This window comes from Aromatoleum toluvorans, from assembly GCF_012910905.1.
In the GTDB taxonomy this organism is placed as follows: Bacteria; Pseudomonadota; Gammaproteobacteria; order Burkholderiales; family Rhodocyclaceae; genus Aromatoleum; species Aromatoleum toluvorans.
Window position 1 is genome coordinate 189,972 of record NZ_WTVN01000003.1, and the last position, 24,256, is coordinate 214,227.

The 24,256-nt window shown below is 67.5% G+C and carries 16 protein-coding genes; 3 read left to right on the plus strand and 13 right to left on the minus strand.

Annotated features, from left to right (window positions below):
* Positions 1-10: 10 nt before the first annotated feature.
* Positions 11-1,630 (minus strand): histidine kinase, encoded by a 1,620-nt coding sequence (locus GPA22_RS03895; protein WP_246264043.1) that lies wholly within the window; start codon positions 1,628-1,630, stop codon positions 11-13.
* 80 nt (positions 1,631-1,710) lie between these two features.
* Here GPA22_RS03895 and GPA22_RS03900 point away from each other — a divergent pair, with 80 nt between their 5' ends.
* Complete coding sequence (locus GPA22_RS03900) at positions 1,711-2,694, plus strand: PAS domain-containing protein (RefSeq protein WP_246264045.1); 984 nt, start codon at positions 1,711-1,713, stop codon at positions 2,692-2,694.
* Positions 2,695-2,730: 36 nt separating this feature from the next.
* Here the strand turns inward: GPA22_RS03900 and GPA22_RS03905 are convergent, their stop codons facing one another.
* The 7 genes from GPA22_RS03905 to GPA22_RS03935 all read right to left on the minus strand — a co-directional run bounded on the left by GPA22_RS03905 (position 2,731) and on the right by GPA22_RS03935 (position 12,603).
* On the minus strand, positions 2,731-3,501 hold the full coding sequence (locus tag GPA22_RS03905; RefSeq protein ID WP_169254782.1) for a TorF family putative porin: 771 nt from the start codon (positions 3,499-3,501) through the stop codon (positions 2,731-2,733).
* A 37-nt stretch (positions 3,502-3,538) separates the two neighbouring features.
* Complete coding sequence (locus GPA22_RS03910) at positions 3,539-4,501, minus strand: electron transfer flavoprotein subunit alpha/FixB family protein (protein ID WP_246264047.1); 963 nt, start codon at positions 4,499-4,501, stop codon at positions 3,539-3,541.
* Entirely contained in the window at positions 4,498-5,298 is an 801-nt protein-coding gene (locus tag GPA22_RS03915) for an electron transfer flavoprotein subunit beta/FixA family protein (RefSeq protein WP_169254783.1), read from the minus strand. The genes GPA22_RS03910 and GPA22_RS03915 overlap by 4 nt, the downstream gene beginning before the upstream one ends.
* Positions 5,295-6,767, minus strand: coding sequence for a hypothetical protein (locus GPA22_RS03920; RefSeq protein WP_169254784.1), 1,473 nt, complete (start codon positions 6,765-6,767; stop codon positions 5,295-5,297). Before GPA22_RS03920 ends, GPA22_RS03915 begins: the two co-directional genes overlap by 4 nt.
* Complete coding sequence (locus tag GPA22_RS03925; RefSeq protein ID WP_169254785.1) at positions 6,751-8,916, minus strand: heterodisulfide reductase-related iron-sulfur binding cluster; 2,166 nt, start codon at positions 8,914-8,916, stop codon at positions 6,751-6,753. The genes GPA22_RS03920 and GPA22_RS03925 overlap by 17 nt, the downstream gene beginning before the upstream one ends.
* 215 nt (positions 8,917-9,131) lie before the next feature.
* Positions 9,132-11,324, minus strand: coding sequence for an oxidoreductase (locus GPA22_RS03930; protein ID WP_169254786.1), 2,193 nt, complete (start codon positions 11,322-11,324; stop codon positions 9,132-9,134).
* Between the two features lie 163 nt (positions 11,325-11,487).
* On the minus strand, positions 11,488-12,603 hold the full coding sequence (locus GPA22_RS03935) for an aminomethyl transferase family protein (RefSeq protein ID WP_169254787.1): 1,116 nt from the start codon (positions 12,601-12,603) through the stop codon (positions 11,488-11,490).
* Positions 12,604-12,763: 160 nt separating this feature from the next.
* Here GPA22_RS03935 and GPA22_RS03940 point away from each other — a divergent pair, with 160 nt between their 5' ends.
* Entirely contained in the window at positions 12,764-13,276 is a 513-nt protein-coding gene (locus GPA22_RS03940; protein WP_169254788.1) for a flavin reductase, read from the plus strand.
* A 204-nt stretch (positions 13,277-13,480) separates the two neighbouring features.
* Here the strand turns inward: GPA22_RS03940 and GPA22_RS03945 are convergent, their stop codons facing one another.
* Entirely contained in the window at positions 13,481-17,818 is a 4,338-nt protein-coding gene (locus tag GPA22_RS03945; RefSeq protein WP_169254789.1) for an NACHT domain-containing protein, read from the minus strand.
* Between the two features lie 431 nt (positions 17,819-18,249).
* Here GPA22_RS03945 and GPA22_RS03950 point away from each other — a divergent pair, with 431 nt between their 5' ends.
* The gene (locus tag GPA22_RS03950) at positions 18,250-18,408 is read left to right on the plus strand and encodes a flavin reductase family protein (protein ID WP_246264048.1); all 159 of its coding nucleotides are present in this window, start codon (positions 18,250-18,252) and stop codon (positions 18,406-18,408) included.
* A gap of 94 nt (positions 18,409-18,502) precedes the next feature.
* Here the strand turns inward: GPA22_RS03950 and fba are convergent, their stop codons facing one another.
* The 4 genes from fba to tkt form a co-directional block, all read right to left on the minus strand.
* Complete coding sequence (gene fba, locus GPA22_RS03955) at positions 18,503-19,540, minus strand: class II fructose-bisphosphate aldolase (RefSeq protein WP_169254790.1); 1,038 nt, start codon at positions 19,538-19,540, stop codon at positions 18,503-18,505.
* A 45-nt stretch (positions 19,541-19,585) separates the two neighbouring features.
* Complete coding sequence (locus GPA22_RS03960) at positions 19,586-20,905, minus strand: phosphoglycerate kinase (RefSeq protein ID WP_169254809.1); 1,320 nt, start codon at positions 20,903-20,905, stop codon at positions 19,586-19,588.
* 7 nt (positions 20,906-20,912) lie between these two features.
* Positions 20,913-21,926: a type I glyceraldehyde-3-phosphate dehydrogenase gene (gene gap / locus GPA22_RS03965; protein WP_169254791.1), complete on the minus strand. Its 1,014-nt coding sequence runs from the start codon at positions 21,924-21,926 to the stop codon at positions 20,913-20,915.
* A gap of 181 nt (positions 21,927-22,107) precedes the next feature.
* Positions 22,108-24,159: a transketolase gene (gene tkt / locus GPA22_RS03970; RefSeq protein ID WP_169254810.1), complete on the minus strand. Its 2,052-nt coding sequence runs from the start codon at positions 24,157-24,159 to the stop codon at positions 22,108-22,110.
* Positions 24,160-24,256 lie beyond the last annotated feature (97 nt).

Consider the following 24,256-nt stretch of genomic DNA (forward strand, 5'->3'; position numbering starts at 1 on the left):
CGTCGCGCCGCTATCGTTCGAGGACCGTCGGCTTGAAACACACCGTGACGCGGCTGCCGCCCTCCTCCCGACGCTCGATCGACAGTGTCCCGCCCAGGCTCGACGCGCGCTCGCGCATGATCGTCGTGCCATGATGGTTGCGGCTGTCGGTTACCGGCTCGAAGCCCTGCCCGTCGTCCTCGACCGTCACCGCGGTCAGGCCACCGTCGAGCAGCGACAGCCGCACCGTGGCCTGAGTGGCACCGGCGTGGCGCACGACGTTCGACAAGGCCTCGCGCACGATCTGCACCACGTGGAATTCCTGGTTGGCGTCGAGCCGGCACGCGCCGACGCGGTTGTCCAGCGTCATCGCGACGCTGCTGCGGGCGCCGTACTCCTCCAGCGCTTCTTCCAGCGCCACGACGAGACCGCCGGAATCGATCTGCATGCGGAAGGTGTTGAGCAGTTCGCGCAACTTGCGATAGGCGCCGTTCAGGCCCTCGCGGACTTCCTCCGCGGCGCCGGTCACCTCCTCCGGCGGGGCGCCGCGCTGGAGCAGCTTCTGCATGCGGGTGACCTGGATCTTCATGTAGGACAGCGATTGGGCGAGCGAGTCGTGCAGCTCGCGCGCCATCGACGTGCGCTCTTCGATGAGGGCGATGCGCCGGCCTTCCTGATCGCGCCGGCAATGGCCGATCGCCATGGCGAGGTGTCGGCTCACGAGCTCCACTACCTGCAACAGGGGCAACAGACCTTCCGGCTCCTCGCGGCCGACGACGAACAGATGTCCGTAGCGCGTCTTGCCGTCCCCCAGCGGTACCGCCAGCCCCGGGCCGGCCGGCGGCAGCTCGAAGGTCTGGTAGCGCCCGGCGACCGGCAGGGCACGCAGCTGCTCGAGCTGGGCCCAGCCGAGCTCGCCGCTGTGGATGACCGCCGGCAGCTGCATGGACTCTCGCACCTCCTCGTTCAGGCACACCCCGCAGGCCTTCGCATCGAGCGCCTCCTGCACGATCTGCGACAACTTGGTCAGTGCCTGCTGTCCCGGCGCTGGGCCGGTGAGTTCGGACATGACGCGGTCGAGCAGCAGCAGCCAGTGGTCGGGGGGCGGGGCCGGCGCCTGGCCGTTGCCGGCGGCTTCACGGGCGGCCTGCGCGGCGGCGCTGCGACGCAGGCGGATGCCGAGCCAGGCGCCGCCCACGGCGACGATCAGGAGCGCCATGCGCACCGCGATGTCCACACGCAGGTGACGGCGCAAGGCCTCGGCCACCACGAGCGTCGCCGTCTCGACGAGCGGCAGGGCGCTGGAGACGCTGTCGAATGCGTCGGGCGGCACCGCGTCGGGCAGATTGATGCGAAACGGAAGGTCCGCGAGCAAGCTGCGGCTTTCCTCCAGCCATTCGTGCGTCGTCGCGTCCTGCGGCTGCGGCGGCAGCATGGCGGCGCGTTCCTGCAGCTCCGCGGCACCCGCAATGAAGCGTACGGCGTGGTTGGTCCACGCGGCGGTGAGGATCGGCTGCGCGAGCAGGAGCAGGGCCGCGCCCGCGGCCACCGTCATCACGACGGCCCAGGGCAGCGACCGTACGCCTTGCCGCGTCGATCGAAGCCAGTATGATGGCCAGGCGCGGCTGGAATCCGTTTGATCGTGCGTCATCGTTCCACCTGTTTCTTCTGACGTCGCTGCACCCGGCGCGACATTCCAGGCAGCCACCGGAGAGTTCTGGAGGACCGCTCATGTTGAGCCTATGGCTGTATCTTATCGGTGCCGCCACCGCCTGTGCATATGCGCTCGGCGCGAGCATGGCGTGGATACCCGCCTCGCCCGCGCTCGCGGTGGTGAGCCTGACGATCGCGTCGGTGCTCATTCTTGCTGCGGAACTGTGCCACCGCCGCGCGCTGGCGCAGGCTGCCGGCCGCACGCCCGTCTCACCGCCCCCCCTTGCTCAGGACGATCACTCGCTGGTCGACGGCATCGACGACATCGTCTTCCAGACCGACACCGAGGCCACGCTCACCTTTCTCAACCGCTCCTGGAAGGACGTCACCGCGCTCGACGCACGCGACTGCGTGGGGCACTCGTTCTTCGATTACGTCCATCCGGACGACCAGGCGCTCAACCGCGAGCAGTTGCTCAAGGTGTTGCAGCCCGGCCAGGCCGCCTGCCGCTTCGAGACCCGCCTGATCTGCCGCGACGGACGGCAGTGCTGGGTGGACGTGCGCCTCAAGCCGCGCCGCGGGCGGCACGGCGAGTTCAACGGTGCCACCGGGATCATGACCGACATCAACTCGCGCAAGCGCGCCGAGGAGGTGCTGCGCGCCCGCGACCGCAGCCTCTCCACCCTGCTCGACCACCTGCCGGGCATGGCCTTCCGCTGCCGCAACGACCGCTCGTGGACAATGGAGTTCGTCAGCGAAGGCTGCTTCGAGCTGACCGGCCACGAGGCGGTCGATCTCCTCGACCACCACGCGTCCTACGACCAGCTGATCCACCCCGCGGACCGCAGCTACGTGTGGGATTACGTGCAGAGCCAGCTCGCCCGCCGCAATGCCTTTCATCTGCGCTACCGCATCCGCACGCGTGAAGGCCGCGAGCGCTGGGTCGAGGAACGCAGCCGCGGCGTGTTTGCCGGCAACGGCACGCTGCTCGCGATCGAAGGGTTCATTTCCGACATCAGCGACCAGATGTGCGACCAGGGGCGTGCCGCGCGGGAATGCTAGCGGGGCGCCGGCGGCGGCCCCCCTCTTCCGTGGCGCTTAGAACGAGCGCGACAGCCCCACGATCCAGTGCCCTTCGCCAAGGTCCTTGCCGTCGGCCACCCACAGGCTGTCGTCGGCGTTCGTTCGGGTATACGCCACCGACGCGGTCCACCCGGCGCCGAACGACTTCGCGAGGCTCGCGCGCCAGTCGGTGTAGCTGAATTGGCTGTAGTTGCGCACGCGTTGGCGGCCGGCGTGCAGCCCCAGGACCACTTCGCCCGGCAGTGGCAGCTTGGCGTTGAGCTCCAGGTATCCGCTGCCGCGCGAACTGCCGCCGCCCAGCGAATCGCGATTGAAACCGAAATAGTCGGTCAGGGTGTGGGAGTACTTCAGCGTGAGCCAGCGCCAGCCGACGGCCCCGTAGGCCTCCAGCGTGTTGTAGCTCTCCCTGGTGCCGGGGAGCTTCGGGTGCTCCGGGTAGTAGAACTGGAGCAGGCCCACGTCATAGCTCCAGTCATCCGCGGTACCGGTGTAGCCTCCGTAGAAGTCGAGCTCCAGGCTCGCGTCGTTGATGGCGTCGCTGCTCACGTTGGTGCCCCAGACCCCCGCGTAGAGGCCGCCGGCATGCGCGTAGTCGAAACCGCCCTGCAGCGCGGGGCGGTTCTGGGTATAGGTGATGCCGCGGAACACGTAGTTGCTGAAGAAGCCGACGTTGCTCGTCACGGTGTGCGGGCTCGCGCCCTCGTCCGCCCGGCTGGCCGGGGCGAGGCTTGCGGCGCAGAGGGCGAGACAGCCGGCCACGCGCCGCGGCGAATGCGGAATTTTCATTGGAATCTCCCTGCGGGGGCTGCCGCCCCCGCCATGCTCAGAAGTGGTTGCGCAGTTCGCGGCCGATGTCGAAGATGTCGCCGACGATGCCGTACCGCGCGATCGTGAAGATCGACGCCTCGGGGTCGGTGTTGACCGCGACAATGGTCTCGACGTGCTTCATCCCCGCCATGTGCTGCACCGAGCCGGAGATGCCCATCGCGACGTAGAGCTTGCAGGCGGCGGCCGTCTTGCCGGACTGGCCCACCTGCCGGGCCTTCGGCAGCCAGCCGGCGTCGGCGATCGGGCGCGAGCAGCCGAGCGTCGCGCCGACGCTGTCCGCGAGCTCCTTGAACTCCTCGACGTTGTCCTCCTCGCCCACGCCGCGGCCGATCGAGACGATGAACTCGGCCCCGGGAATGTTGACGTCATCGCCCCCGGCCGGCTCCTCGAAACCGAGATGCTGGCTGCGCGGCGTGACCGCGGGTGCCGGGACGGCTGAAACCGAGGGCTCGCCGAAAGTCTCCACGGGTTTGTAGGCGCCGGGGCGGACCGTCAGCACCACGACGGACCGACCCGGGAAGTCCACTTCGATGTTCACCTTCTGGCCGTAGCCGGCGCGCGTCGCCACCCAGCCGTCCGCGTCGCGTTCGATGCCGAAGACGTCGGTGGCGAATCCGTAGCCGTTCTTCACCGCGAGCGGCGCTGCGTAGCCCAGGCTGTCCACCGAATGGGCGAGCAGCACGAGCGAGGGTTGGCGCGCTTCGATCAGCGCCCGCACCGAAGCCTCGTAGATTTCCGGATCGAAGGCGTCTACGACGGCCTGCACCGTAAGGACCTCGTCGACGCCGGCGAGCTTCAGCTCGGCGACGTAGCGCTCGGGCGCCTCACCGATGACCGCGACCCGCAGCGGTTCTCCGGTCGCGTCCTTCAGGGCTACTGCGGCACCGACCAGCTCACGGCTCACCGGTCGCAGTTCGCCATTGCGATGCTCGCTGATTACGAGAATTCCGCTCATCATGCCGCCCCCCCGAATTCCTTGATGATTTGCGCCAGACGTGCCGCCTGCTCGGCCGGCGTTCCCTCGATCATCTGTGCGCGCCCCTTCTCCGGCACATACATGCGGCGCACGCGCGATGCCGAGCCCGCGGCGCCGAGGGCGTCGGCCGTCACGCCGAGCGCCTCGGCGTCGAGCACCTCGATCGGGCGCTGGGCGGCCTGCTTGATGCCGCGCAGCGACGCGTAGCGCGGCGTGTTGATACCCAGCTGCAGGGTCAGCACCGCCGGGCAATCGATGCGCACCGAGGCGTAGCTGCCGCCTTCGAGCTCGCGCCGGACCGTCGCACTGTTGCTGCCCGGCGTGTAGTCCAGCGCCGCCACCACGGCGGCGTGCGGGAGGTCGAGAAGGCCCGCGAGTGCCATTCCCGTTGCGCCGCAGGCGTGGTCCGTGGCCTGCACGCCGGCGAAGATGAGGTCGGGCGACTCGCGCCGCGCGAGGGCGGCGAGCACGCGTGCCACGCCGATCGCATCGGCGTCCTCGAGGGCGTCGCTCCACACCCGCAGGGCGCGGTCGGCCCCCTTGGCGAGGCATTTGCGCAGTTCCTCGTCGGCACTCTCCGGGCCGACGGTGGCAACCACCACCTCGATGCCCTCGCCGCCGGGCCCCTCCTTCAGGCGCATCGCCTCCTCCAGCGTGTAGTTGTCCCACTCGTTGAGGTCGTGGATGAGAAAGTCGGGGTCGATGTCGCGGCCGTCCTCGCGGAACTCGAAGTCCTCGTCGAGCGTGGCCACCTGCTTGATCGGCACTAGTATTTTCATGTCGTCTCCATGTGCTCCTTGGGTGGGTGGGGCTGGTAATGCGACAGCTGTGTGACGTGGACGGACGCCTCGTGAGCGGCCGGCATTGCGTCGCGCCGCGCGAAGTGCTGGAAAACCCGGAACCGCACCTGCACGTCTGGGTCGTCACGCATGCGCCACCGGTCAGTATCGGCAAACCGCGGGTGGTCGACCGCCATCGCGCGATGCAGGGCGTAGCCGTCCTGGCGCAACAGTCGCAGCACCATGCGCGGCGTTCGCGGGTTCAGGATCACGGCGCGGCGCACGTCCGGGCAGTCGTGGATGGCCAGGCGGGCAAGCCGCGAGGGCGCCGTGGCGGGGTGACGCGCAACGCCGGCGAGCACGTCCACGTCGCTGCTGCGGGCGAGGCGCCGCAGGACGGCGTACGGGAGCTCGTCGCGATAGGCCACCGCTGCCTGCACCCACGTGACCTCGTCGCGGCTCAGGCGATCGAGCAGTTCGTGTGGGCAGTGCGGGTGGCGGGCGGCCGCGCGGCGCACCTCGGCGTCGGCATCGGTAGCTGGGCGCACGAGGAGTTCCGGTGGGCAGGCGGGGTTGCGCGCAAGCGCGCGGCGCACCCGGGCGTCGGCGTCGTCGACGAGGCAGCCGGCAAGCGCGGGCGGGAGGTCGCGACGGGCAGCGACGGCGTGACGCACGGTTGCATCGGCGTCGAAGCAGTTCGCCACCAGCGCCGCCAGCGGCGTGCCGGGGTTTTCGGCGGCTGCGCGGCGCACCGCCGCGTCGCGGTCGTTGGCGAGTTCGGCGAGCAGCGCCCGGGGGGCGCGCTGCTGCCGGGCGAGGCAGCGGCGCTCCAGAAGCGATGCCGGAACCGTTGCAAGGAGTACGTCCGGGCAGTGCGGATGCAACAGGATCTGGGCGCGCACCGCCTCGTCGTCCGCCTCGGCCCACAAGGCGAGGAGCGTGTCTTCGGCGGTGGCAATGTTTACCGCCAGGAGGCGCTGAAGCACGCCGATGCGGCGCTCGCTCACCGTCGCCAGCACCTCGGCCGCCACCCCGCCGTTCTCGCACAGCGCACGCAGCGTTTCGATCTCGCCGGCGGCTGCGGCGATCTGCCCGAGGACGGCGCGGGGCGTGCGGGCGTGGCGTGCGATGAGCTGGCGCAGGCGCGGGCTCGCATCCGCGCGCCACAGCGCGCCGAGGGCCGCCGCAGACGTCGCCGGGTTGCGCGCGAGGCGCAACTGCACGGCACCGCCGTCATCGAGCGCGGCGAGCCGCGCGAGCACTGCCGGCGCGACAAAGGGTGCGGAGGCGAGCAGCAGGCGGTCGCGGCGCTCCCCGAACATCCGCGCCTCGAGGCCGGCGCGCTCGCGCGGCGCGGCGTAGGGGTAGAGCGCGGCTGCAGCGAAGGGCGCCTCGTCCGTGCAGGCGCGCTCAGCCAGCTCGCGCCAGTGGCGTCGCGCCGTGCCGCTCCGATCAGGCGAGGAGCGCATCTTCTGCAGGCTCGCGCGCCATGCCGGCTACCGACGCGGGCTCGGCGAGCGCCTCGGTGATGAGCTCGATGAGCTCGCGCACGACGAAGCGTCCTTCGAAGCCGCTGGTCTTCAATGCGTCCTCGAACATCGTGAGGTCCTTCGGGCAGCACACGACGAAGACCTCCAGCCCCTCGATGTCGCCGGCCTCGCGCATGCGTATCTGCGAGGGCTTCTCCGCGCCCACCGGATCGGGCATCCAGATACGGCCGCCACCGGCACCGCAGCAGAAGGAGTTGTCGCGGTTCCGCGCCATCTCGACCAGCTCGCAGCCAAGCGCCTGCAGAATCCGGCGGGGAGCGTCGTAACCCTTGTTGTAGCGACCGAGGTGGCAGGGGTCGTGCAGCGTGACGCGATACCCGAGCGGGCGCCGTACCTTCAGCGTGCCCTCTTCCAGCATGCGCTGCACGAAGCTGGTGTAGTGCTCGATCTCGTACTTGCCGCCGAACTCCGGGTATTCGTTCCGGATCGTGTTGAATGAATGGGGGTCGGTGGTGACGATGCGCTTGAAGGTCGAGGCGCCGAGCATGGCGATGTTGTTCTCGGCGAGGAGCTCGTAGAGGCCCTCCTCGCCCACGCGGCGCACGTCGTTGCCGGCGTTGGATTCGCCCTCGAAGAGCAGGCCGAAATCGACGCCCTTGTCGTGCAGCAGCGTGGCGAAGGCCTGGCTCACCTTCTGGTTGCGCGGATCGAAGGCGGCGTAGTCACCGACGAACCACAGCACGTCGACCGGGTCCTTGCGCGCATCCTTGATCTGGAAGGGGAGCGGCTTGGTCCATCCTGCGCGCTTGCGCTTGGATTCGCCGAACGAGTTGCCGGTCTTGTGGATGGTCTGCAGGGTCTTCTGCAGCTGCGGCTCCATCGCGCCGTCCTCGACGAGTTTTCTCCGCATCTGCACGATGATGGGTACGTGCTCGATCGCCACCGGGCAGATCTCGACGCAGGCCATGCACGTGCGGCAGGACCACAGCGTCTCCATGAAGACCTGGCCGACATCCTTGCCATGCACCGAGAGCTTCGCCTCGTCGGGCAGCGCGTTCTTCTGCAACGCCTCGTTGGCGAACTCGCGCAAGGACAGGATCACGTCGCGCGGCGACAGCGGAGCGCCCGATGCCCGCGCGGGACAGGCTTCGTGACAGCGGCCGCACTTGGTGCAGGCGTCGAGGTTGAGGAGATGCTTCCAGGTGAAATCCGTGATCGTGGAGTAGCCGACGCGCTCGCTGTCAGGCGACTGGCGCGGGAGCCGTTGCGCGGCAAGGGGGTTGCGCAGCATCAGCGAGGCCGGCGCAGTGACGATGTGCTTGACCTTGGTGAAGGGAATGAGCGCGATCAGCGTGAGCGCCAGCGCGCCGTGGAACCACCACAGGCCGCTACGCAAGGCCCCTGCTCCATCGGCGTCCAGGCCCGCGCCGCGCATCGCCTCGGCGACGCCGGCACCGATCGGCGACCACCAGCGCAGCTCCCACACTTCCGGGCGAGCCTGCAGCCACACCAAGCGGGAGGCTTCGAGCACGAAACCGGTCGCGCCGATGACGATCAGCGTCCACAGGAAGGCCCAGTCCTCGCGGCGATAGAAGCTGCGGTCGTAGTCGGGGTCGCCGGGCTGGCGGTCGGGGCGCGTGTAGTCGAGCTTGGGCGGCTTGATCCAGCCGCGGCGCGCCATCATGTAGAGCAGGCCGCCGATGAGGGCGACGCCGGCGAGATCGAGCACCAGCGAAAACCACAGGTAGAAGTTGCCGGTCCAGATACTCCGGCCCATGACGCGGGCGATGACGTCGTAGTCGAGCGCGATCGTCGAAGTGCCGAGGAAGAGCAGTGCGAAGCCGAAGAAGATCAGCCGGTGCGCGCGCCCGGCGGCCGGGTCGCGGCGCACGAGGGTGCGGTGGGTCAGCACCGTGCGGCACATGTCGATGAAGCGCGGGACGAGCGCGAGCGCGGCGCCCTGCGGCTGGCCGCGGCGGTACTTGCGGATCTGCACCCAGGTGCCCCAGCAGAAGACACCGATGGCGGCAAAGCCGACGAGATAGAACAGGGCGATGGCCGGCGACGAGAACCCCTCGAAGAGGATGCGCGTCACGTGTTGCGGATCGAATCTCTCTGTAGCGAACATGGGCGGTCGTCCGTCTGATGTGATGAATGCCGGCCGGGCGGGCGGCCGGCGCCGCGTGTGCCCCCTCTCCCCGCAAGGAGAGGGACGGGGAAAGGGGGCGCGGCGCTAGCAGGGAACGGCCGGGCCGCGGCATGGGGGAAGGCAAGCCCTCCCCTCCCCCCGCCGGACGGGCGGGGGGTGCGGGGCACCGGACCGCCCCTAGGGGGCGGGGGCGCTTACACCTTGTACTGGATCTCGAAGGTGCCGCCCGGCTTGTGCGGCGTCCCCCACACCGCCACCTCGCGGCGGTACGGCAGCGGCAGCTGGGCGTTGCCCTCCTCGATCTCGCGCGCGAGACGGTGGCCGCTGAAGGTCGCGTCGGCGATCAGGCGCGGCGCTTCGGCGTCACCGATGAGATACACGTCCTTGATGCCCTTCGCCGCCCACTGGTCCTGCGCTGCCTTGAGCTCGCGGAACAGGCCGTCGTTGGAGCGCCGCCCGGTGACCAGCACGAGCGAGTCGAACTCCACCCAGCGGTGCGTCTTGTTGGTATCGCGCGGCAGGTTGCCGGGACCGCGGTAGGTGCGCTTCGAACCGTCGCCCCAGATGTTGTACACCTCCAGCGCTCCCGGCTTGATCTGGCTGCAGAAGTGGTCGCCCATCTCCTTGACCCCGAGCTCGTGCAGCCGCCGCATCATGTTCGGGTACTCTAGGGTGAAGTGCATGTAGTTCGCCAGATGCACCCCGCTGACGATCGTCACCTCGTGTCCCGCCACCGCGAGCTTCTCGGCGAGGCTGGGCGCCATGAAGTAGGTGTCGGCGTTGAGGATCACGACACGCTTGCCGATCCGCTTCTTGCCGGCGATCACCTGCTCGGGCGTGAGCTGGTCGTCGCGGCTCGCGTCCGCGCCCGGGATGATGTCGTGCGAGAGGCAGTTCGTGCCGTCGCCGACCCAGTGCGCGCCGGTCGCGATCACGATCTTCTCAGCGCCGTAGTCGAGGATGTCGGCCGCGCTCATCGGCTTCTGGCCCAGCGCGAGCTGGTTCTGCTTGTTCTTTTTCAGCAGCTTGCCGATCTGCGTCTCGCGGTAGTCGCGGTGATAGCCCCACTCGCCCAGGCCGGGCAGCGTGACGACCTGATTGAGGTGGCCGCCGATCTTCTCGGCAGTGTCGTAGAGGTGCACCGTGTGGCCGCGCTCCATCAGCACCCGCGCGCACTCCGAACCGGACGGGCCGGCGCCGACCACGAGCACCGCGTCATCCGATTTGGCTCTGGCGAACTTCTCGGGGTGCCAGCCGCGGCGGTATTCCTCGCCGGCCGTCGCGTTCTGCGTGCAGATCATCGGCGGCCCGCCGATCTCCCAGCGCGAGATGCACACGTTGCAGCCGATGCATACGCGGATGTCGTCGACGCGCCCCTCCTCGATCTTCTTCGGCAGGAAGGGGTCGGCGATCGAGGGGCGCGCGGCGCCGATGATGTCTGCATAGCCCTTGGTTACGATCTCGGCCATCTTCTCCGGATCGGTGTAGCGGCCCACGCCCAGCACCGGCTTCCGCGACACCTGCTTGATGAACTTGGTCCAGGGCACCTGGTGGCCCTGCTGGTAGAAGCGCGACGGACCGGCGTCCTCGCCCCACTCGGCGATGTCGCCGACATCGACGTCCCACAGGTCGAGCAGCGAATCGGCCATCTCGACGAAGGCCATGCCGTCCCTTTCGACCTCGATGCCGGCCTGCCCGTACAGCGAGTCGACCGCGAAGCGCGTGGCGATCGCACAGTCGTCGCCGACCGCGCGGCGCACCTTCTCCAGCGTTTCGATCCAGAAACGGGCGCGGTTCTGCACCGAGCCGCCGTACTTGTCGGTGCGCTTGTTGTAGTAGGGCGACAGGAACTGCAGCGGCAGGTAGGAGTGCGCGCCATACACGTAGACGATGTCGAAGCCGGCATCGCGCGCGCGCAGTGCCGCATCGACGTAGTACTGCTGCACCTGGGCGATGTCGTCGAGGTCCATCTCCTTGCAGTAGGTCAGCGTCTCGAACTCGGACGCGTACTGGCTGGGCCCGCGCGGCGTGGCGCGGCTTTCCATGCAAGGCGCATGGGCGCCGCCGTACCACATCTCGATGCCGGCGAGCGCGCCGTACTTGTGCACCTCGTCCGTCATCGCGCGCAGGTTGCGCACGTCGCCTTCGTCCCAGATGCGCGCCGACAGGCGGTGCGTGTCATCGGACTCGGGGTGGATCGAGCAGTATTCGGTGTTCATCGCCGCCCAGCCGCCTTCGGCCTTCATCGAGCGGTGCGCGGCCTGGAATCCGGGCAGGGTCGAGCCGGCGCCGATGCAATGCGGAACCTGGTAGAAGCGGTTGCGCAGCGTTTTCGGGCCGATCTGGATCGGTTCGAAGAGGATGTCGTAACGGGGATCGCGGGCCATCTTGTAGTCTCCAAGTCTCCAACCGGTGATGAATAAGCGCCCTGCTCGTCTATCGGAGCGGTGGCAGGGCGTCGGTTTGCAGCGCTGCGCCGTCCGGCGTCCGGTGTCGTACCGGGCCGCTACGGGGCAGCTCCACATGCATGGCGGTCTGCGCCGCCTGAAATCAGGCCGCCTGCACCCGGGCGCGCAGGCGCTGCGGGTCGTAGAACGGCGTCCGCACGACGACGCCGGCGTGATTGCCGTTGCCGTCGCGGATCTCGACCTTGGTGCCGAGCGCCTTGTATTCGGGCTTGAGGTGGACCAGCGCGAGCGATTGCATCAGGTAGCGGCTGAAGGTGGCGCTGGTCACGACGCCGGCCTCGTTGCCATCGACCAGGATCGGCGCACCGGCCTCGACCGCGGCGTCGTGACGCACGGCGACGCCCGCCTGGAAGAAGCGTTCCTCGCCGCGTGCGGCGAGCAGCGGCGCCTTGCCGACGTAGTCGGCGGCCTTATCCGCGTCGATCGCCCAGCCGAGGTTCACCTCCCACGGTGTGGTGTCGCCCTCGGGCATGTCGAAGGGGAAGAACAGCAGCCCGGCCTCGATGCGCGCCACGTCGAGCGAATCCCACGAGCAGGGAATCACGCCGTGGGCCGCGCCCACTTCGAGGATCGCATCCCACAGGGCCACCGCGTGCTTCGAGGCGCAGGCGAGCTCGAAGCCCTGCTCGCCCGAATAGCCGCCGCGCGAGACGGTCACCGGCAGTCCGCAGACCGTGGTTTCGCGATGCTCGAAATACGGCAGCGAGGCGAGCTCGATGCCGATGTGGGGCTGCAGCACGGCGGCTGAGCGCGGGCCCTGCAGGGAAAGCATGTGGATGTCGAGGTCCTGCTCCCAGCTCACCCGGCGCCCGTCGCACAAGGCGGCGAGCTGCGCCTGCGTGCTGCCGCTGCCGTGGGACAGGCGGTAGGAGGACTCGCCATCGCAGATCACCATCAGGTCGTCGCTGATCGCGCCGCGCTCGTCGACCAGGGCTGCGAGGCGCGCGGTGCCTGGACGCAGGCGATGGACGTCGATCGGCACCATCCGGTCTATCACGGACGCCGCATCGGCGCCCGACACGCGGACGATGTTCAGCGCACTGATGTCATAAAGGCCAGCGGCGGTACGTACCGCGACGACCTCGTCGTGCGGGTCGCGCCGATAGCGCCAGGGAATCGGCATTTCGTTCCAGGTCGCGCCGTCCAGACTCGAACCCTGCTCGCGATGGCGAGGGTTCAGAATCGAATTTCGTGTCATCGGAAATTCTCCGCTTCGGTTTGTGATCGCGAAGCCGAGTATGGACAGGTGTACCCGGGGGGAAAATTTCTACTTGGCGCTACTCCCTAGTTGGTATCGAGGCGTCCTATGCGGGAGGGCTAGCATCGGCGCGTGTTCAGAGTCGCCCAAGGAGACCAACGTGATCGACTCCCGCGAGCTTCGCAACGCACTGGGCCATTTCGCGACCGGTGTCACCGTTGTCACGACGCGCAACGCAGCCGGCGCGCCGATCGGCGTCACCATCAACAGCTTCTCATCGCTGTCGCTCGACCCACCGCTGATTCTCTGGAGTCTCGCGAAGAAGTCGCACAGCCTCGCCGCGTTCGAGGGTGCAGCGCAATTCGCGGTGCATGTGCTCGCGGCCGACCAGCGGGCGCTGTCGGACCGGTTCGCGCGCAGCGGCGGCGACAAGTTTGCCGACGTCAGGCCGTCGAGCGGACTCGGGGACGTGCCCCTGCTGCCGCACTGCGCCGCGGTTTTTCAATGCTCGGTCGAGCACTGTTATGACGGCGGCGACCACTTGATCCTCGTCGGCCGCGTGCAGCGCTTCGCGACCGACGAGCGGCCGCCATTGCTGTTCTACCGAGGCCGCTACGCGACCGCGGACGGCGAGCCGCAGGCGCTTGCGAAGCTTGCGTGGGGGGTCTGCTGACTGCACCCGGCCAGAAGCGGAATCTCGTGCTCGCCACATAGCAGCCATAGGAACGGCAACTTCACTCGGAAACCAGCCGCTGGTTCATTCCACACGACGTGGCCAACGCGGATGGCCGTAAGCCAGCAGCCAGGGCTACCGGAGAGACCGCTTACCCGGAAGCCGGCCGCGGAAATCTAGTCCCTTGGGTAGCGCGTGCCTTTCCTACTTCTTGGCCGTCTTTCTCGTGGACGCCGTTTTCGCATCCACGCCGCGCTTAGTCAGGTCGATTCCGATCACCCTGATGTCCTCTACAGCGGGAAATTGCGGCGCGAGGATCGCCCAATGATCTTGAAGCGCTTCGATCAGTGCGTCGAAGCTCTCAGCGCGTTTGCCATTCGGCAGGTCCCAACTAGGCTTGGTCCCATGATAAACGAGCCCGAAGATCCCGCGGCTCGACCGCCTATCACGCAAATAATCGCCGCAGAGCTGTATCTCGAGGCGCTCAAAGAGATGCGGTCCGGTCCATTTGTCTGCGAGCTTGAGCTCGGCAGGCACGGGACCGTCGAAGCCGACGCCATGAAAGCGCAGGTCGGGTCGCTTGGCGTCGGCAAGTTCTTCCTCTTGCGGAATCACATATCGGCCACCCGAGCGCTCGCGGCACCAGTTGCCGATATATTTGCGGATTTCGACTTCCCGATCGACCGGCTTAAGGATCGACGCGATGCTCGCATCACCCTCCTCGAGATCGTGCTTGAGATCGAGCAGTCGGTCGACTGCGAGATACCAGAGATCACGATGGTTGGCCGGCGTACGTTCTAGCCGGTCGTGGAAATCGCGCACTTGTCGCGGCGACCAAGCCGACAAGTCCGCCTCGAGCGCCGCCTTTTCCTTGGCATGGAACGCCAACCATGGCCGGTCTGTTTCAGCGGGATGAATGCGTGACATTTCCGTCAGTGCGAGGAAAGCCTCCTTACCCGGTGTCTCGCGAATGAAAGAGAACAGCGCATTGCGCGCGTCCTGAGCATCGTCGCGCAGCCCCGGCGAAAAGACGCCCGTTCCGGCGCGATCAATATCGTCCTTCTTTCGCACATAGTCGTGCATTAGTAGGTAGAGCGTCTTCATATGCTCGACAGTGCGATAGGCTTGGCGCGCACTCCGGCTTTCGCGCCGACCGCCTACGAGCGCAGTGATGAATCGCATCGCGAAGAGCGTCTTGTTGCCGTCTTCCTCGATTTCAGCAAGCCTCGCCGCAAGCGCCGGAATCGCGACTGCCGGATCGACACCTGCCCACATCGCGAACCACATCGGCGCTGCTGCGAGGTTCTTGGTCGCTTTAGCCTTTTGCGCTGCCAGCTTCGCGATAGTTGAATCGTCAAGCGATGAGCCTTGGACGATGTTGAGCATGTAGCGCAGATTACCGATGCTCTTTGGTGGCTTTCGGAGCCGTGCGAGGACGAGCGGCGCGAGCCGGTCCCACATCCAGTCGCCGCTCCAGCTTGCGTCATAGAGCACATAGTGGCTCTCGCGCTCGGGATCCTCAGTTGCGAGCTCATGGTCGATCTCGTTGATCACAAGATCAATTACGGTTTCCGGATAGACGACGTAAAGGCTTGGCAGCCAGCTAGGAAAACCGTTGAGTTCACGAAGCGCATAGCGGGTTGCGACCTCCACCTCTGCCTTTAAGAGCCCTTTGGGCCAGCCGTCTGCCTCTCGTGCCTCGATTGCCAGACCCGCCAGTCCGAAAATAACGCTGAACGGAGTTGTGTTGGCTTGAGCCCCCTCGGAAAGCAACTGGGGCCGATGATCGCGCCAAAAGCGGACGGCGCCGTCGCGGAACGCGCGGGCGATCGGCTCGCCGAACTCGGGGATCAGTGAGCGCCAGCGACCGTCGCTCCACTTGTCCGAACGCTCGGCGGCATCACGCATTCGATCGTGCAAATAATATTGGGCGTTTGTGACAACGCCTGGCTTGCCCGGATCACGCAGCGCCTTAACGTTCGCGTCGAGATACTCCTTCCACTCGCGCTTGTTTGCCTCCTGGCGTGCGGCCTCTCGTGCTGCCCGCTTTTTCCAGCGCGCTTCCTGCTGCCGCCACCTTTGCAGGTCCTTTGTTTGCGGACGAAATAGGCCGTCAAGCGCTGATTTGAGCTCGGGCTCGCTGGAGGCCAAGTGTCTAAGCCGCCTGCGCCAAATTGCGGGGCGGCCATTTTCCCGATAGATAGCGAAGGCCAAGGTGAGCGCCACTAGCCTGTCATCGAGCAGTGTTCGACTAGCAATGTCTTGGCAGATGGGGTCGAAGCTGTCGGCACCGAACCTCCAAAAATGGCCGAAGGTGCCGACCTGCCAATAATGAGTGAGGCGTTCCCCTTTGCTAACGTCTTGGCCCACGCGTGTCTCGACCGCATCCTGCCAGAAGAGAGCATAGTTGAGTTCCCGCCATTCTCCGATGTGCTTCGACAGGTCGCCCTTAATATCGCGAAATTCGTGTTCGCCATGCGCCTCGGCGAGCGGGAGCTTGCGGAGAATCGATAGCGATGCTCGCTCGAGCGCGCTCGGATCGCGCGCCTCGATGAGGCGGAGGACAGACTGGGCCGCGGCCTGAGTTAGCCAGCTGTAGCGCTTCGAAATCTCGCAATGGCGCCGCTCAATGACGGGTGGCGTTTCCAGCAGTGTATGGAACCCGGTGATGAGCCTGGGCGGCACCGGCAGGGGCCAGTCGGCGATTAGCTGCGACAAGGCCCCCAAGAGGTCGTCGACCTCGTACTGCTCCTTAGCGGGAGTTCGCGCAAGCGCCTCGAGTAGCCATGTGACGGCCTCGCCGTCCTTTGGTAGCCCAGGAATCAGCTCCGCAAGCCAATGGCGGTTGAGCTCTCCATCCTCGTCTAAGAAAGCCCGATGCACCTCTGCCTGATCCGCTGCGGAGCCGACTGCCGCCAGCGCACGGAACGCTGCGATCCTCGTGTATTTTGCGCGCGAGGTGAGTGCGAAGCTCTTGGCTTCGGCGGCGGCGCCTGCGATCTCGCCCTGCCACACCATCCGGAGTAGGAACCACGCGATGTCGTCGTCCTCTCCATATTGTGCGAGCAACGCCTTGATCTCGTCAGAGAGATCGACATTCGCGAAACGCTGGACAGCGGCGTAGTCGGTAAGTGATCGGCCGTACGCGGGCTGCGCCAGCTGTTCGCAAGCTTGGCGCAGGATATTTCTTCGGGTCTCCAGGGGTAGTTGGCTCGGATCACCGCCCTCGAAAACGACCTCGGGTGCCAGACGGCAAACGCGGGCCAGAATACGCTCGTCAAGAATGGCGAGCCAAGGCAGCACCGAACGCATTGTCGGGACGATCACCTCGATTCCATATTGCGAGCGGAAGAACAGGCTTTCAATCCGCGCGCGCGAGCCTTCGTCCACGATTAGCGCATGCAGCCATTCGGCGGTCAGATATTCACGCACCGACCTATGGTGGAAGCGGACTGTGCCGTAGATGCCCTCATCGAAGATCGGCCGGCTTAGTAGCGTCGCACAATCGATGTCGTCCCAGTCTGTGAGCACCTCCCGGATCGCAATGCCCTTCGCATTGTTGGCACCATCGGGCACCCGAATCGCCGATTCCTGGGCGAGAGTGGTCGCCGCCGCGACTAGGCGAACCCCCAGACGCAGCTTCTCGATAGCGATGGGACGCGCTTCCGAGCGATTTTGGTCACGTTCCTCCAGGCGCCGCGCGATACTGCTCTGCATGAGTTCGAGACGCGAGCCGATCCGCTGATGGTCGTTCCAGAACTCGACGAGCTCAGCCAGATCTTGCGGGCGTGTTGTCAGCGACCAAGCCTCCTTGCGATCTACCCCGTCGCGGAATGCCTTTGGATCGTGGACCTTCTTGCCACGCAGGAAGGCGTCAATTTGAGCACCATGAAGATCATCGAGCGCAACGATCCTAAATGGCGCGGCTGGGTTCGGACGGGTATCTGTTTTTTTGGTAACGATGTCCAGCGTTTCATCCGCTGACGTATCCTCGTCGGCGGTTTTCTCGGCGTGGCGATATGGAAGCGCGGTCCGGCATAGCAACAGATCGGTCTTTGCCCGCCAGGCTGTCGTTCGGCCGGTGATGACAATATGCGCTTGCTGGAGGACCGGCGCCAACAATCTCCCCAGCTTCCTGATCGCACGCTCAAAATCTTTGGGATCGCGTAGACGCGCTTCGTCGACCGAGTCGAGAAGCAACCAACCTTCCTCGCCCGACGCTGCCCAGGCTCTGAATTCCTCGAAGCTGCCCTCCTCGAATGCATCCTCGAAATCCTGGCTAACATGCTCGATTCTCACGAAGAAAGCAGACTTGCCTTCTTGCCGAAGCGTGCGCGCGATATTGCGGATTTCCTCCGTCTTTCCCGACCCCGCCTCGGACAGCAAGATGACACGATATTCGTTCAATAGACTAGGCCACCGAAGCGCGTCCCGCTGTCCAAGTAATCGAGTCAGATCGACGTCGTCGCCCGCGCCTTTCTCGAGGGCGAGCTCATGGAAGGTGCGATCGAGTTGAATGAATTCGTCCAGAGAGCTGGTCATAGAGCGGAGTCGTTTGGAGAATTTTGGGCAGAAGCAAGTTAGTGGGGCATCAGCTCTTGTTCTTGGCCTGCAGGCTAAACGTGATCAATATGCCATAACGGCATTCGACTGAAGCCGCAAGTGGATGTGGCGACTGCAAAGCCTGCGGCTGGCAGCCTCGCCGGCGCTTTCTTTTTGGCCGATTGCTTCGGCTGAGTTGCTGTCCATGAGTGACCGCGCCGGGTGACTGCTCCACTCGGATGCCTGCCGTTGCACGAGCGAGACGACGAAGGGCGGCATCGGGTCGAGAGCAGGCGTTCGGCTCCTCAGAAGCTGAGATGCGTGCCCCTGAACAACCAGAATGACAAAAAAAAGCTCCGAAAGGAGCCTTTTTCATCTGTGTCACCAATTTTTCGCTTACTTGACGCTGTTTTCACTTTCTGTGGCACCCGATGGGCGGCGACCACTTGATCCTCGTCGGCCGCGTGCAGCGCTTCGCGACCGACGAGCGCCCGCCGCTGCTGTTCTATCGAGGCCGCTACGCGACCGCGGAGGGCGCGCTGCAGGCGCTGGGAAACCTTCCGCGGGGGGTGGCCGCCGCCGTCGCATAGAGGCGGCCGCCGTTGGCCGATACGACCCAGCGATCGTCGAAAATGACCGTGCGTCGGAGGCGGCAGTACGCTTCGCGACGCACGTGGCCCGTCGTCAGGCGTAGCGCTTCGCGATCATCGAGAGCGGCAGCGGCTTGATCCGCGATGCATTTCCCGCGGTGCCGAAGGCTTCGAAGCGCGCGACGCAGATCGCCTCGGCCCCTTCCTTCGCGACCTTGAAGAACTTGCGCGGGTCGAATTCGCCCGGCGCTTTCACCGCGAGCCGGCGGATCGCGGCGCTCATCGCGAGGCGCAGGTCGGTGTCGATATTGACCTTGCGCACGCCGTTGCGGATGCCGGCGACGATCGCCTCGACCGGCACGCCGTAGGTTTCGCCGATCTCGCCGCCGAACTCGCGGAAGATCGCGAGCCATTCCTGCGGCACGCTGCTCGATCCGTGCATCACGAGGTGGGTGCCGGGGATGCGGCGGTGGATCGCGGCGATGCGCTCGATCGCGAGGATGTCACCGGTCGGCGGGCGCGTGAACTTGTAGGCGCCGTGGCTGGTGCCGATCGCGACCGCGAGTGCGTCGACGCCGGTCGCGGCGACGAAGTCGGCGGCCTCGGCCGGATCGGTGAGCAGTTGCGCGTGGTCCAGCGTGCCTTCGGCGCCGACGCCGTCCTCCTCGCCCGCCTGGCCGGTTTCGAGCGAGCCGAGGCAGCCGAGCTCGCCCTCGACCGACACGCCGACCGCATGCGCCATCTCGACGACGCGGCGCGTGACGGCGACGTTGTAGTCGTAGCTCGCCGGCGTCTTCATGTCTTCCTTCAGCGAGCCGTCCATCATCACGCTCGTGAAGCCGGAGCGGATCGACTGCTGGCACACCGCGGGGCTCGCGCCATGGTCCTGGTGCAGGCAGATCGGGATGTCCGGCCACTGTTCGGCGGCGGCCTCGACCATCTTGCGCAGGAAGGCCTCACCGGCGTAGCCGCGCGCGCCGGCCGAGGCCTGCAGGATGACCGGGCTGTCGGTGCGCTCGGCCGCGGCCATGATGGCCTGGATCTGTTCCATGTTGTTGATGTTGAATGCGGGCACGCCGTAGCCGTGTTCGGCGGCGTGGTCGAGCAGTTGTCTCAGGGCGATCATTGCCATCGCTGTCTCCTCGTAGGGGTGGGGATTCGGTGGTGGAGGAATGGATCAGCCCGGCTCCGGCTCGTGCTCGTAGGCCGGCACCGGCACGATGCGGCGGCTGTTCAGATGCGCGCGGGCGCGCAGCGCCGCTACCGCGGGCAGCTCGCGCCCTTCGAGGAACTCGAGGAAGGCGCCGCCGCCGGTGGAGATGTAGTCGATGCGCGCGCCGACGCCGAAGGCGGCGATCGCCGCGAGCGTGTCGCCGCCGCCGGCGATCGAATACCCGCGGCTCGCGGCGACTGCCGCCGCGAGCGCTTGCGTGCCGGCCGCGAAGGGCGCGAGTTCGAACACGCCGATCGGGCCGTTCCAGACAATCGTGCCGGCGTTGGCGAGCTCGTCGGCGAGGCCCGCCTGCGCGCGCGGGCCGATGTCGAGGATCATCTCGCCGGGCTGCACGTCGCAGGCCGAACGCACCGCGACGCGCGCGTCGGCGCTGAAACGGTCGGCGACGACGACGTCCTCGGGCAGCCACAGTCGCGCACCGCGCGCGGCGAGGCGCAGTTCGACGGCGCGCGCGGCATCGAGGAGATCGGGCTCGTACAGCGAGGTGCCGACCGCGTGCCCGCGCGCCGCGAGAAAGGTGTTCGCGATGCCGCCGCCGACGACGAGCGCATCGACCTGGTCGGCGAGGCTCTCGAGGATCGTCAGCTTGGTCGATACCTTCGAGCCGCCCACGATCGCCACCAGCGGGTGGGCGGGCTGCGTGAGCGCGCGCCCGAGGGCGTCGAGTTCCGCCGCGAGCAGCGGTCCGGCGCAGGCGACCGGCGCGGCGAGCGCGAGGGCATGCAGCGTGCATTCCCTGCGATGCGCCGTGCCGAAGGCTTCGTTCACGTAGACGTCGATCCAGCTCGCGATGCGCGCCGCGAGTGCGGGGGCGTCGGCCTTCTCGCCCGGATTGGCGCGGCAGTTCTCGAGCAGCACGAGCTCGCCGGCGCGCATCGCAAAGCGGCCGTCGACCCATTCGCGGATGAGCGGCACGGGCCGGCCGAGCAGCCGCGACAGGCAGTCGGCGACCGGCGCGAGCGAGTCGGCGGGCCCGAGCGCACCTTCCTTCGGCCGCCCCAGATGCGAGGCGATCGCGACCGTCGCGCCGGCGTCGAGACACTGGCGGATGCCGGGCAGCGTCGCGCGGATGCGCGTGTCGTCGGCGACGCGGCCGTCCGGCGTGAGCGGCACGTTGAAGTCGGCGCGGATGAACACGCGGCGCCCCATCAGCGGCACCTGTTCGAGGCGCAGGAAGTCGTCGGGGGCGCGCAAGGTCGCGTCACGCGCGGCGGCCGGCCAGGCGGAGAGCGACGGGCAGCGCAAGGCTGAGGACTCGTTCATCATCATGTCAGTCGGCCTCCATCATCGCGACGGTCGTGTCGAGCATGCGGTGCGAAAACCCCCATTCGTTGTCGTACCACGCGGTGACGGTGACGAGGTCGTGGTCGACCCGCGTCAGCGTGGCGTCGAAGATGCTCGAATGCGGGTTGTGGTTGAAGTCGCAGGACACCAGCGGCAGGTCGTTGACCGCGAGGATGCCTTTCAGCGCGCCGTGCGCGGCTTCGCGGACGAGGTTGTTCACCTCGTTCTTGGTGGTCTCGCGCGCGGCGACGAAGGTGAAGTCGGTGAAGGACACGTTCGGCGTCGGCACGCGGATCGCGTAGCCGTCGAGCCGGCCGGCGAGCTCGGGCAGCACGAGGCCGACCGCGGCGGCGGCGCCGGTCTTGGTCGGGATCATCGACTGCGTCGCGCTGCGGGCGCGGCGGGCGTCCTCGTGATAGACGTCGAGCAGCACCTGGTCGTTGGTGTAGGAATGCACGGTCGTCATCTTTCCGCGCACGATGCCGAGCGGGCGGTGCAGCGCGTAGACGATGGGCGCAAGGCAGTTGGTCGTGCAGCTCGCGTTCGACACGACGCGATGCTCGCGGCGCAGCGTGCGGTGATTGACGCCGTAGACGACCGTCGCATCGACGTCGGTACCGCCCGGCGCCGAGATCAGCACCTTGCCGGCGCCGGCGTCGAGATGCGGCTGCGCGCCCGCCTTCGAGCGGAAGCGGCCGGTGCATTCGAGCACGACGTCGATGCCCATGTCGCGCCACGGCAGCTTCGCCGGGTCGCGCTCGCTGATGACGCGGATGCGGTCGTCGCCGACGATCCAGTTGTCGCCGTCCACGTCGATCGCGTGCGGGAACGGGCCCTGCAGGCTGTCGTAGCGCGTGAGGTGGGCGTTCGCCTCGGGCGTGCCGCGCGGGGCGTTCACCGCGACGATGCTGATCGGGTGGCGTCGCCCTCCTTCGTAATGGGCGCGCAGCACGTTGCGCCCGATGCGGCCGTAGCCATTGATTGCGACTCGGATGGTCAATGCGGTCTCCTCGATGGTGTTACGAATTCATGGGTGCGACGCGCGGAGCACGGTTTTCGTAGGGCGGAAAAGCCGAGGGCGCCTTCCGCCGCATGGGCAAAGGCCGAAAGCCGGCATTCGGCGGAAGGCGCTGCGCTTTTCCGCCCTACTCCTTCTCACGTCGTCGCGTCGGCGATTCCCTTCAGCCGGCGATCAAGCGCCGCGCGGCGTCGGCAACCCGCTCCGGCGTCAGCCCGAAGAGCGCCGCGAGCTCGGCCGCGGGGGCCGATTCGCCGAAGCGCTCGATGCCGACGACCTCGCCGCGCGTGCGTCCGTCGCGGCCGGCGACGTATTTCCACCAGCCGTCGGGCCGGGCCGCCTCGACCGCGACGCGCGGCACGCCCGGCGGCAGCACCGCGTCGCGCCAGTCGGCGTCCTGCGCGTCGAAGCGGCTCGTGCACGGCATCGACACGACACGTGCGTGGATGCCGTCGTCCGCGAGACGCGCGCGGGCTGCCATCGCCAGTTCGACTTCGGAGCCGGTCGCGATCAGCACGACGGCCGGCTTGCCGTTCCCGGCCTCTGCGAGCACATAGCCGCCGCGCGCGATCGCCGCGAGCTGCCCGGCGCTGCGCGCCTGGGTCGGCAGGTTCTGGCGCGACAGCGCGAGCAGGCTCGGGCCGTCCGTGCGCATCACCGCGGCATTCCACGCGGCCTGCGTCTCGGCGGCGTCGCACGGACGCCAGACGTCCAGCCCCGGAATCAGGCGCAGCGACGGGATATGCTCGACCGGCTGGTGCGTGGGGCCGTCCTCTCCGAGGCCGATCGAGTCGTGCGTCATCACATGAACGACCCGCTGCCGAAGCAGCGCGCTCATGCGGATCGCGTTGCGCGCGTAGTCCGAGAACACCAGGAAGGTCGCGCCGAAGGGCACGAAGCCGCCGTGCAGCGCGACACCGTTGAGCGCCGCAGCCATGCCGAACTCGCGCACGCCCCAGTTGATGTGGCGCCCGCCCGCGTCTGCGCGCACCGCGCCGCAGCCCGGCCAGTCGGTAAGGTTGGAATGCGTCAGATCCGCCGAGCCGCCGAGCAGCTCGGGCAACGCCTGCGCGAGTCGTCCGATGGCCTGCTGGCTCGCCTTGCGCGTCGCGACGTTGGGGCGCTCGCCCTGCACCTCGGCGAGGAACGCGTCGGCCTGCTCCGCGAAATCCGCCGGCAGATCGCCCGCGACCCGGCGCTCGAACTCCTTCGCCGCGTCGGGCCATTGCGAGCGGTAGGCAGCGAAGCGGGCGTTCCATTCGCAGCGCCGGGCCGCCCCGGCGTCGCGGGCGTCGAACGCCGCGCGCACCTCCGCCGGCACGTCGAACGGCGCATGCGGCCAGCCGAGCGCGGCACGCGTCGCGGCGACTTCGTCCCTGCCGAGCGGCGCACCGTGCACCGCCGCGGTACCGGCACGCGCTGGGCTGCCGTGGCCGATTGTCGTGCGGCAGCAGATCAGCGTCGGGCCAACGTCGTTCTCGGCGTTCGCGAGTGCCTCGCGGATCGCACGGTCGACCGCCTCGACCTCGTGCCCCTCGACGCCCTCGATCACGTTCCAGCCGTAGGCGCGGAAGCGCTGCGGCGTATCGTCGCCGAACCAGCCGCCGACATCGCCGTCGATCGAGATGCGGTTGTCGTCCCACAACGCGACGAGCTTCGACAGGCGCTGCACACCCGCGAACGACGCCGCCTCGTGGCTCACGCCCTCCATCAGGCAGCCGTCACCGAGAAACACCCAGGTGCGGTGGTCGACGATGTCGTGTCCGGGCCGGTTGAAGGTGTGCGCCAGCAGCTTCTCGGCCAACGCCATGCCGACGGCGTTGGTCAGCCCCTGTCCGAGCGGGCCGGTCGTGGTCTCGACACCCGGCGTCAGCCCGTGTTCGGGGTGGCCGGGCGTCTTCGAGTGCAGCTGACGGAAGCGCTTCAACTCGTCGAGCGGCAGGTCATAGCCGGTCAGGTGCAGCAGCGCGTACAACAGCATCGAGCCGTGACCGTTCGACAGCACGAAGCGGTCGCGGTCGGGCCACTGCGGGTCGGCCGGGTCGTGGCGCAGGTGCCGGCGCCACAGCGCGACGGCGATCTCCGCCATGCCCATCGGCATGCCGGGGTGGCCGGAATTGGCCTGCTCGACCGCGTCGATCGCGAGAAAGCGCAACGCGTTGGCACACTGGGCGTCGAGGGCGGCCGGGTCGAGGGCCGGCGATTCGAGTCTCATATTCACGGGCGGATCTCCAATTGGGATTCGGTCAGATTGAGTAGCACGTTGGAGGCGGCACGGTCACTCCCTCCCCTTCAAGGGGAGGGTTGGGGTG

Excerpts from the sequence above, each read along its gene's own strand:
- GPA22_RS03895 (WP_246264043.1), bottom strand. The coding sequence starts at position 1,630 with ATGACGCACGATCAAACGGATTCCAGCCGCGCCTGGCCATCATACTGG.
- GPA22_RS03900 (WP_246264045.1), top strand. The coding sequence starts at position 1,711 with ATGTTGAGCCTATGGCTGTATCTTATCGGTGCCGCCACCGCCTGTGCA.
- GPA22_RS03905 (WP_169254782.1), bottom strand. The coding sequence starts at position 3,501 with ATGAAAATTCCGCATTCGCCGCGGCGCGTGGCCGGCTGTCTCGCCCTC.
- GPA22_RS03910 (WP_246264047.1), bottom strand. The coding sequence starts at position 4,501 with ATGATGAGCGGAATTCTCGTAATCAGCGAGCATCGCAATGGCGAACTG.
- GPA22_RS03915 (WP_169254783.1), bottom strand. The coding sequence starts at position 5,298 with ATGAAAATACTAGTGCCGATCAAGCAGGTGGCCACGCTCGACGAGGAC.
- GPA22_RS03920 (WP_169254784.1), bottom strand. The coding sequence starts at position 6,767 with ATGCGCTCCTCGCCTGATCGGAGCGGCACGGCGCGACGCCACTGGCGC.
- GPA22_RS03925 (WP_169254785.1), bottom strand. The coding sequence starts at position 8,916 with ATGTTCGCTACAGAGAGATTCGATCCGCAACACGTGACGCGCATCCTC.
- GPA22_RS03930 (WP_169254786.1), bottom strand. The coding sequence starts at position 11,324 with ATGGCCCGCGATCCCCGTTACGACATCCTCTTCGAACCGATCCAGATC.
- GPA22_RS03935 (WP_169254787.1), bottom strand. The coding sequence starts at position 12,603 with ATGACACGAAATTCGATTCTGAACCCTCGCCATCGCGAGCAGGGTTCG.
- GPA22_RS03945 (WP_169254789.1), bottom strand. The coding sequence starts at position 17,818 with ATGACCAGCTCTCTGGACGAATTCATTCAACTCGATCGCACCTTCCAT.
- GPA22_RS03950 (WP_246264048.1), top strand. The coding sequence starts at position 18,250 with ATGGGCGGCGACCACTTGATCCTCGTCGGCCGCGTGCAGCGCTTCGCG.
- fba (WP_169254790.1), bottom strand. The coding sequence starts at position 19,540 with ATGGCAATGATCGCCCTGAGACAACTGCTCGACCACGCCGCCGAACAC.
- GPA22_RS03960 (WP_169254809.1), bottom strand. The coding sequence starts at position 20,905 with ATGAACGAGTCCTCAGCCTTGCGCTGCCCGTCGCTCTCCGCCTGGCCG.
- tkt (WP_169254810.1), bottom strand. The coding sequence starts at position 24,159 with ATGAGACTCGAATCGCCGGCCCTCGACCCGGCCGCCCTCGACGCCCAG.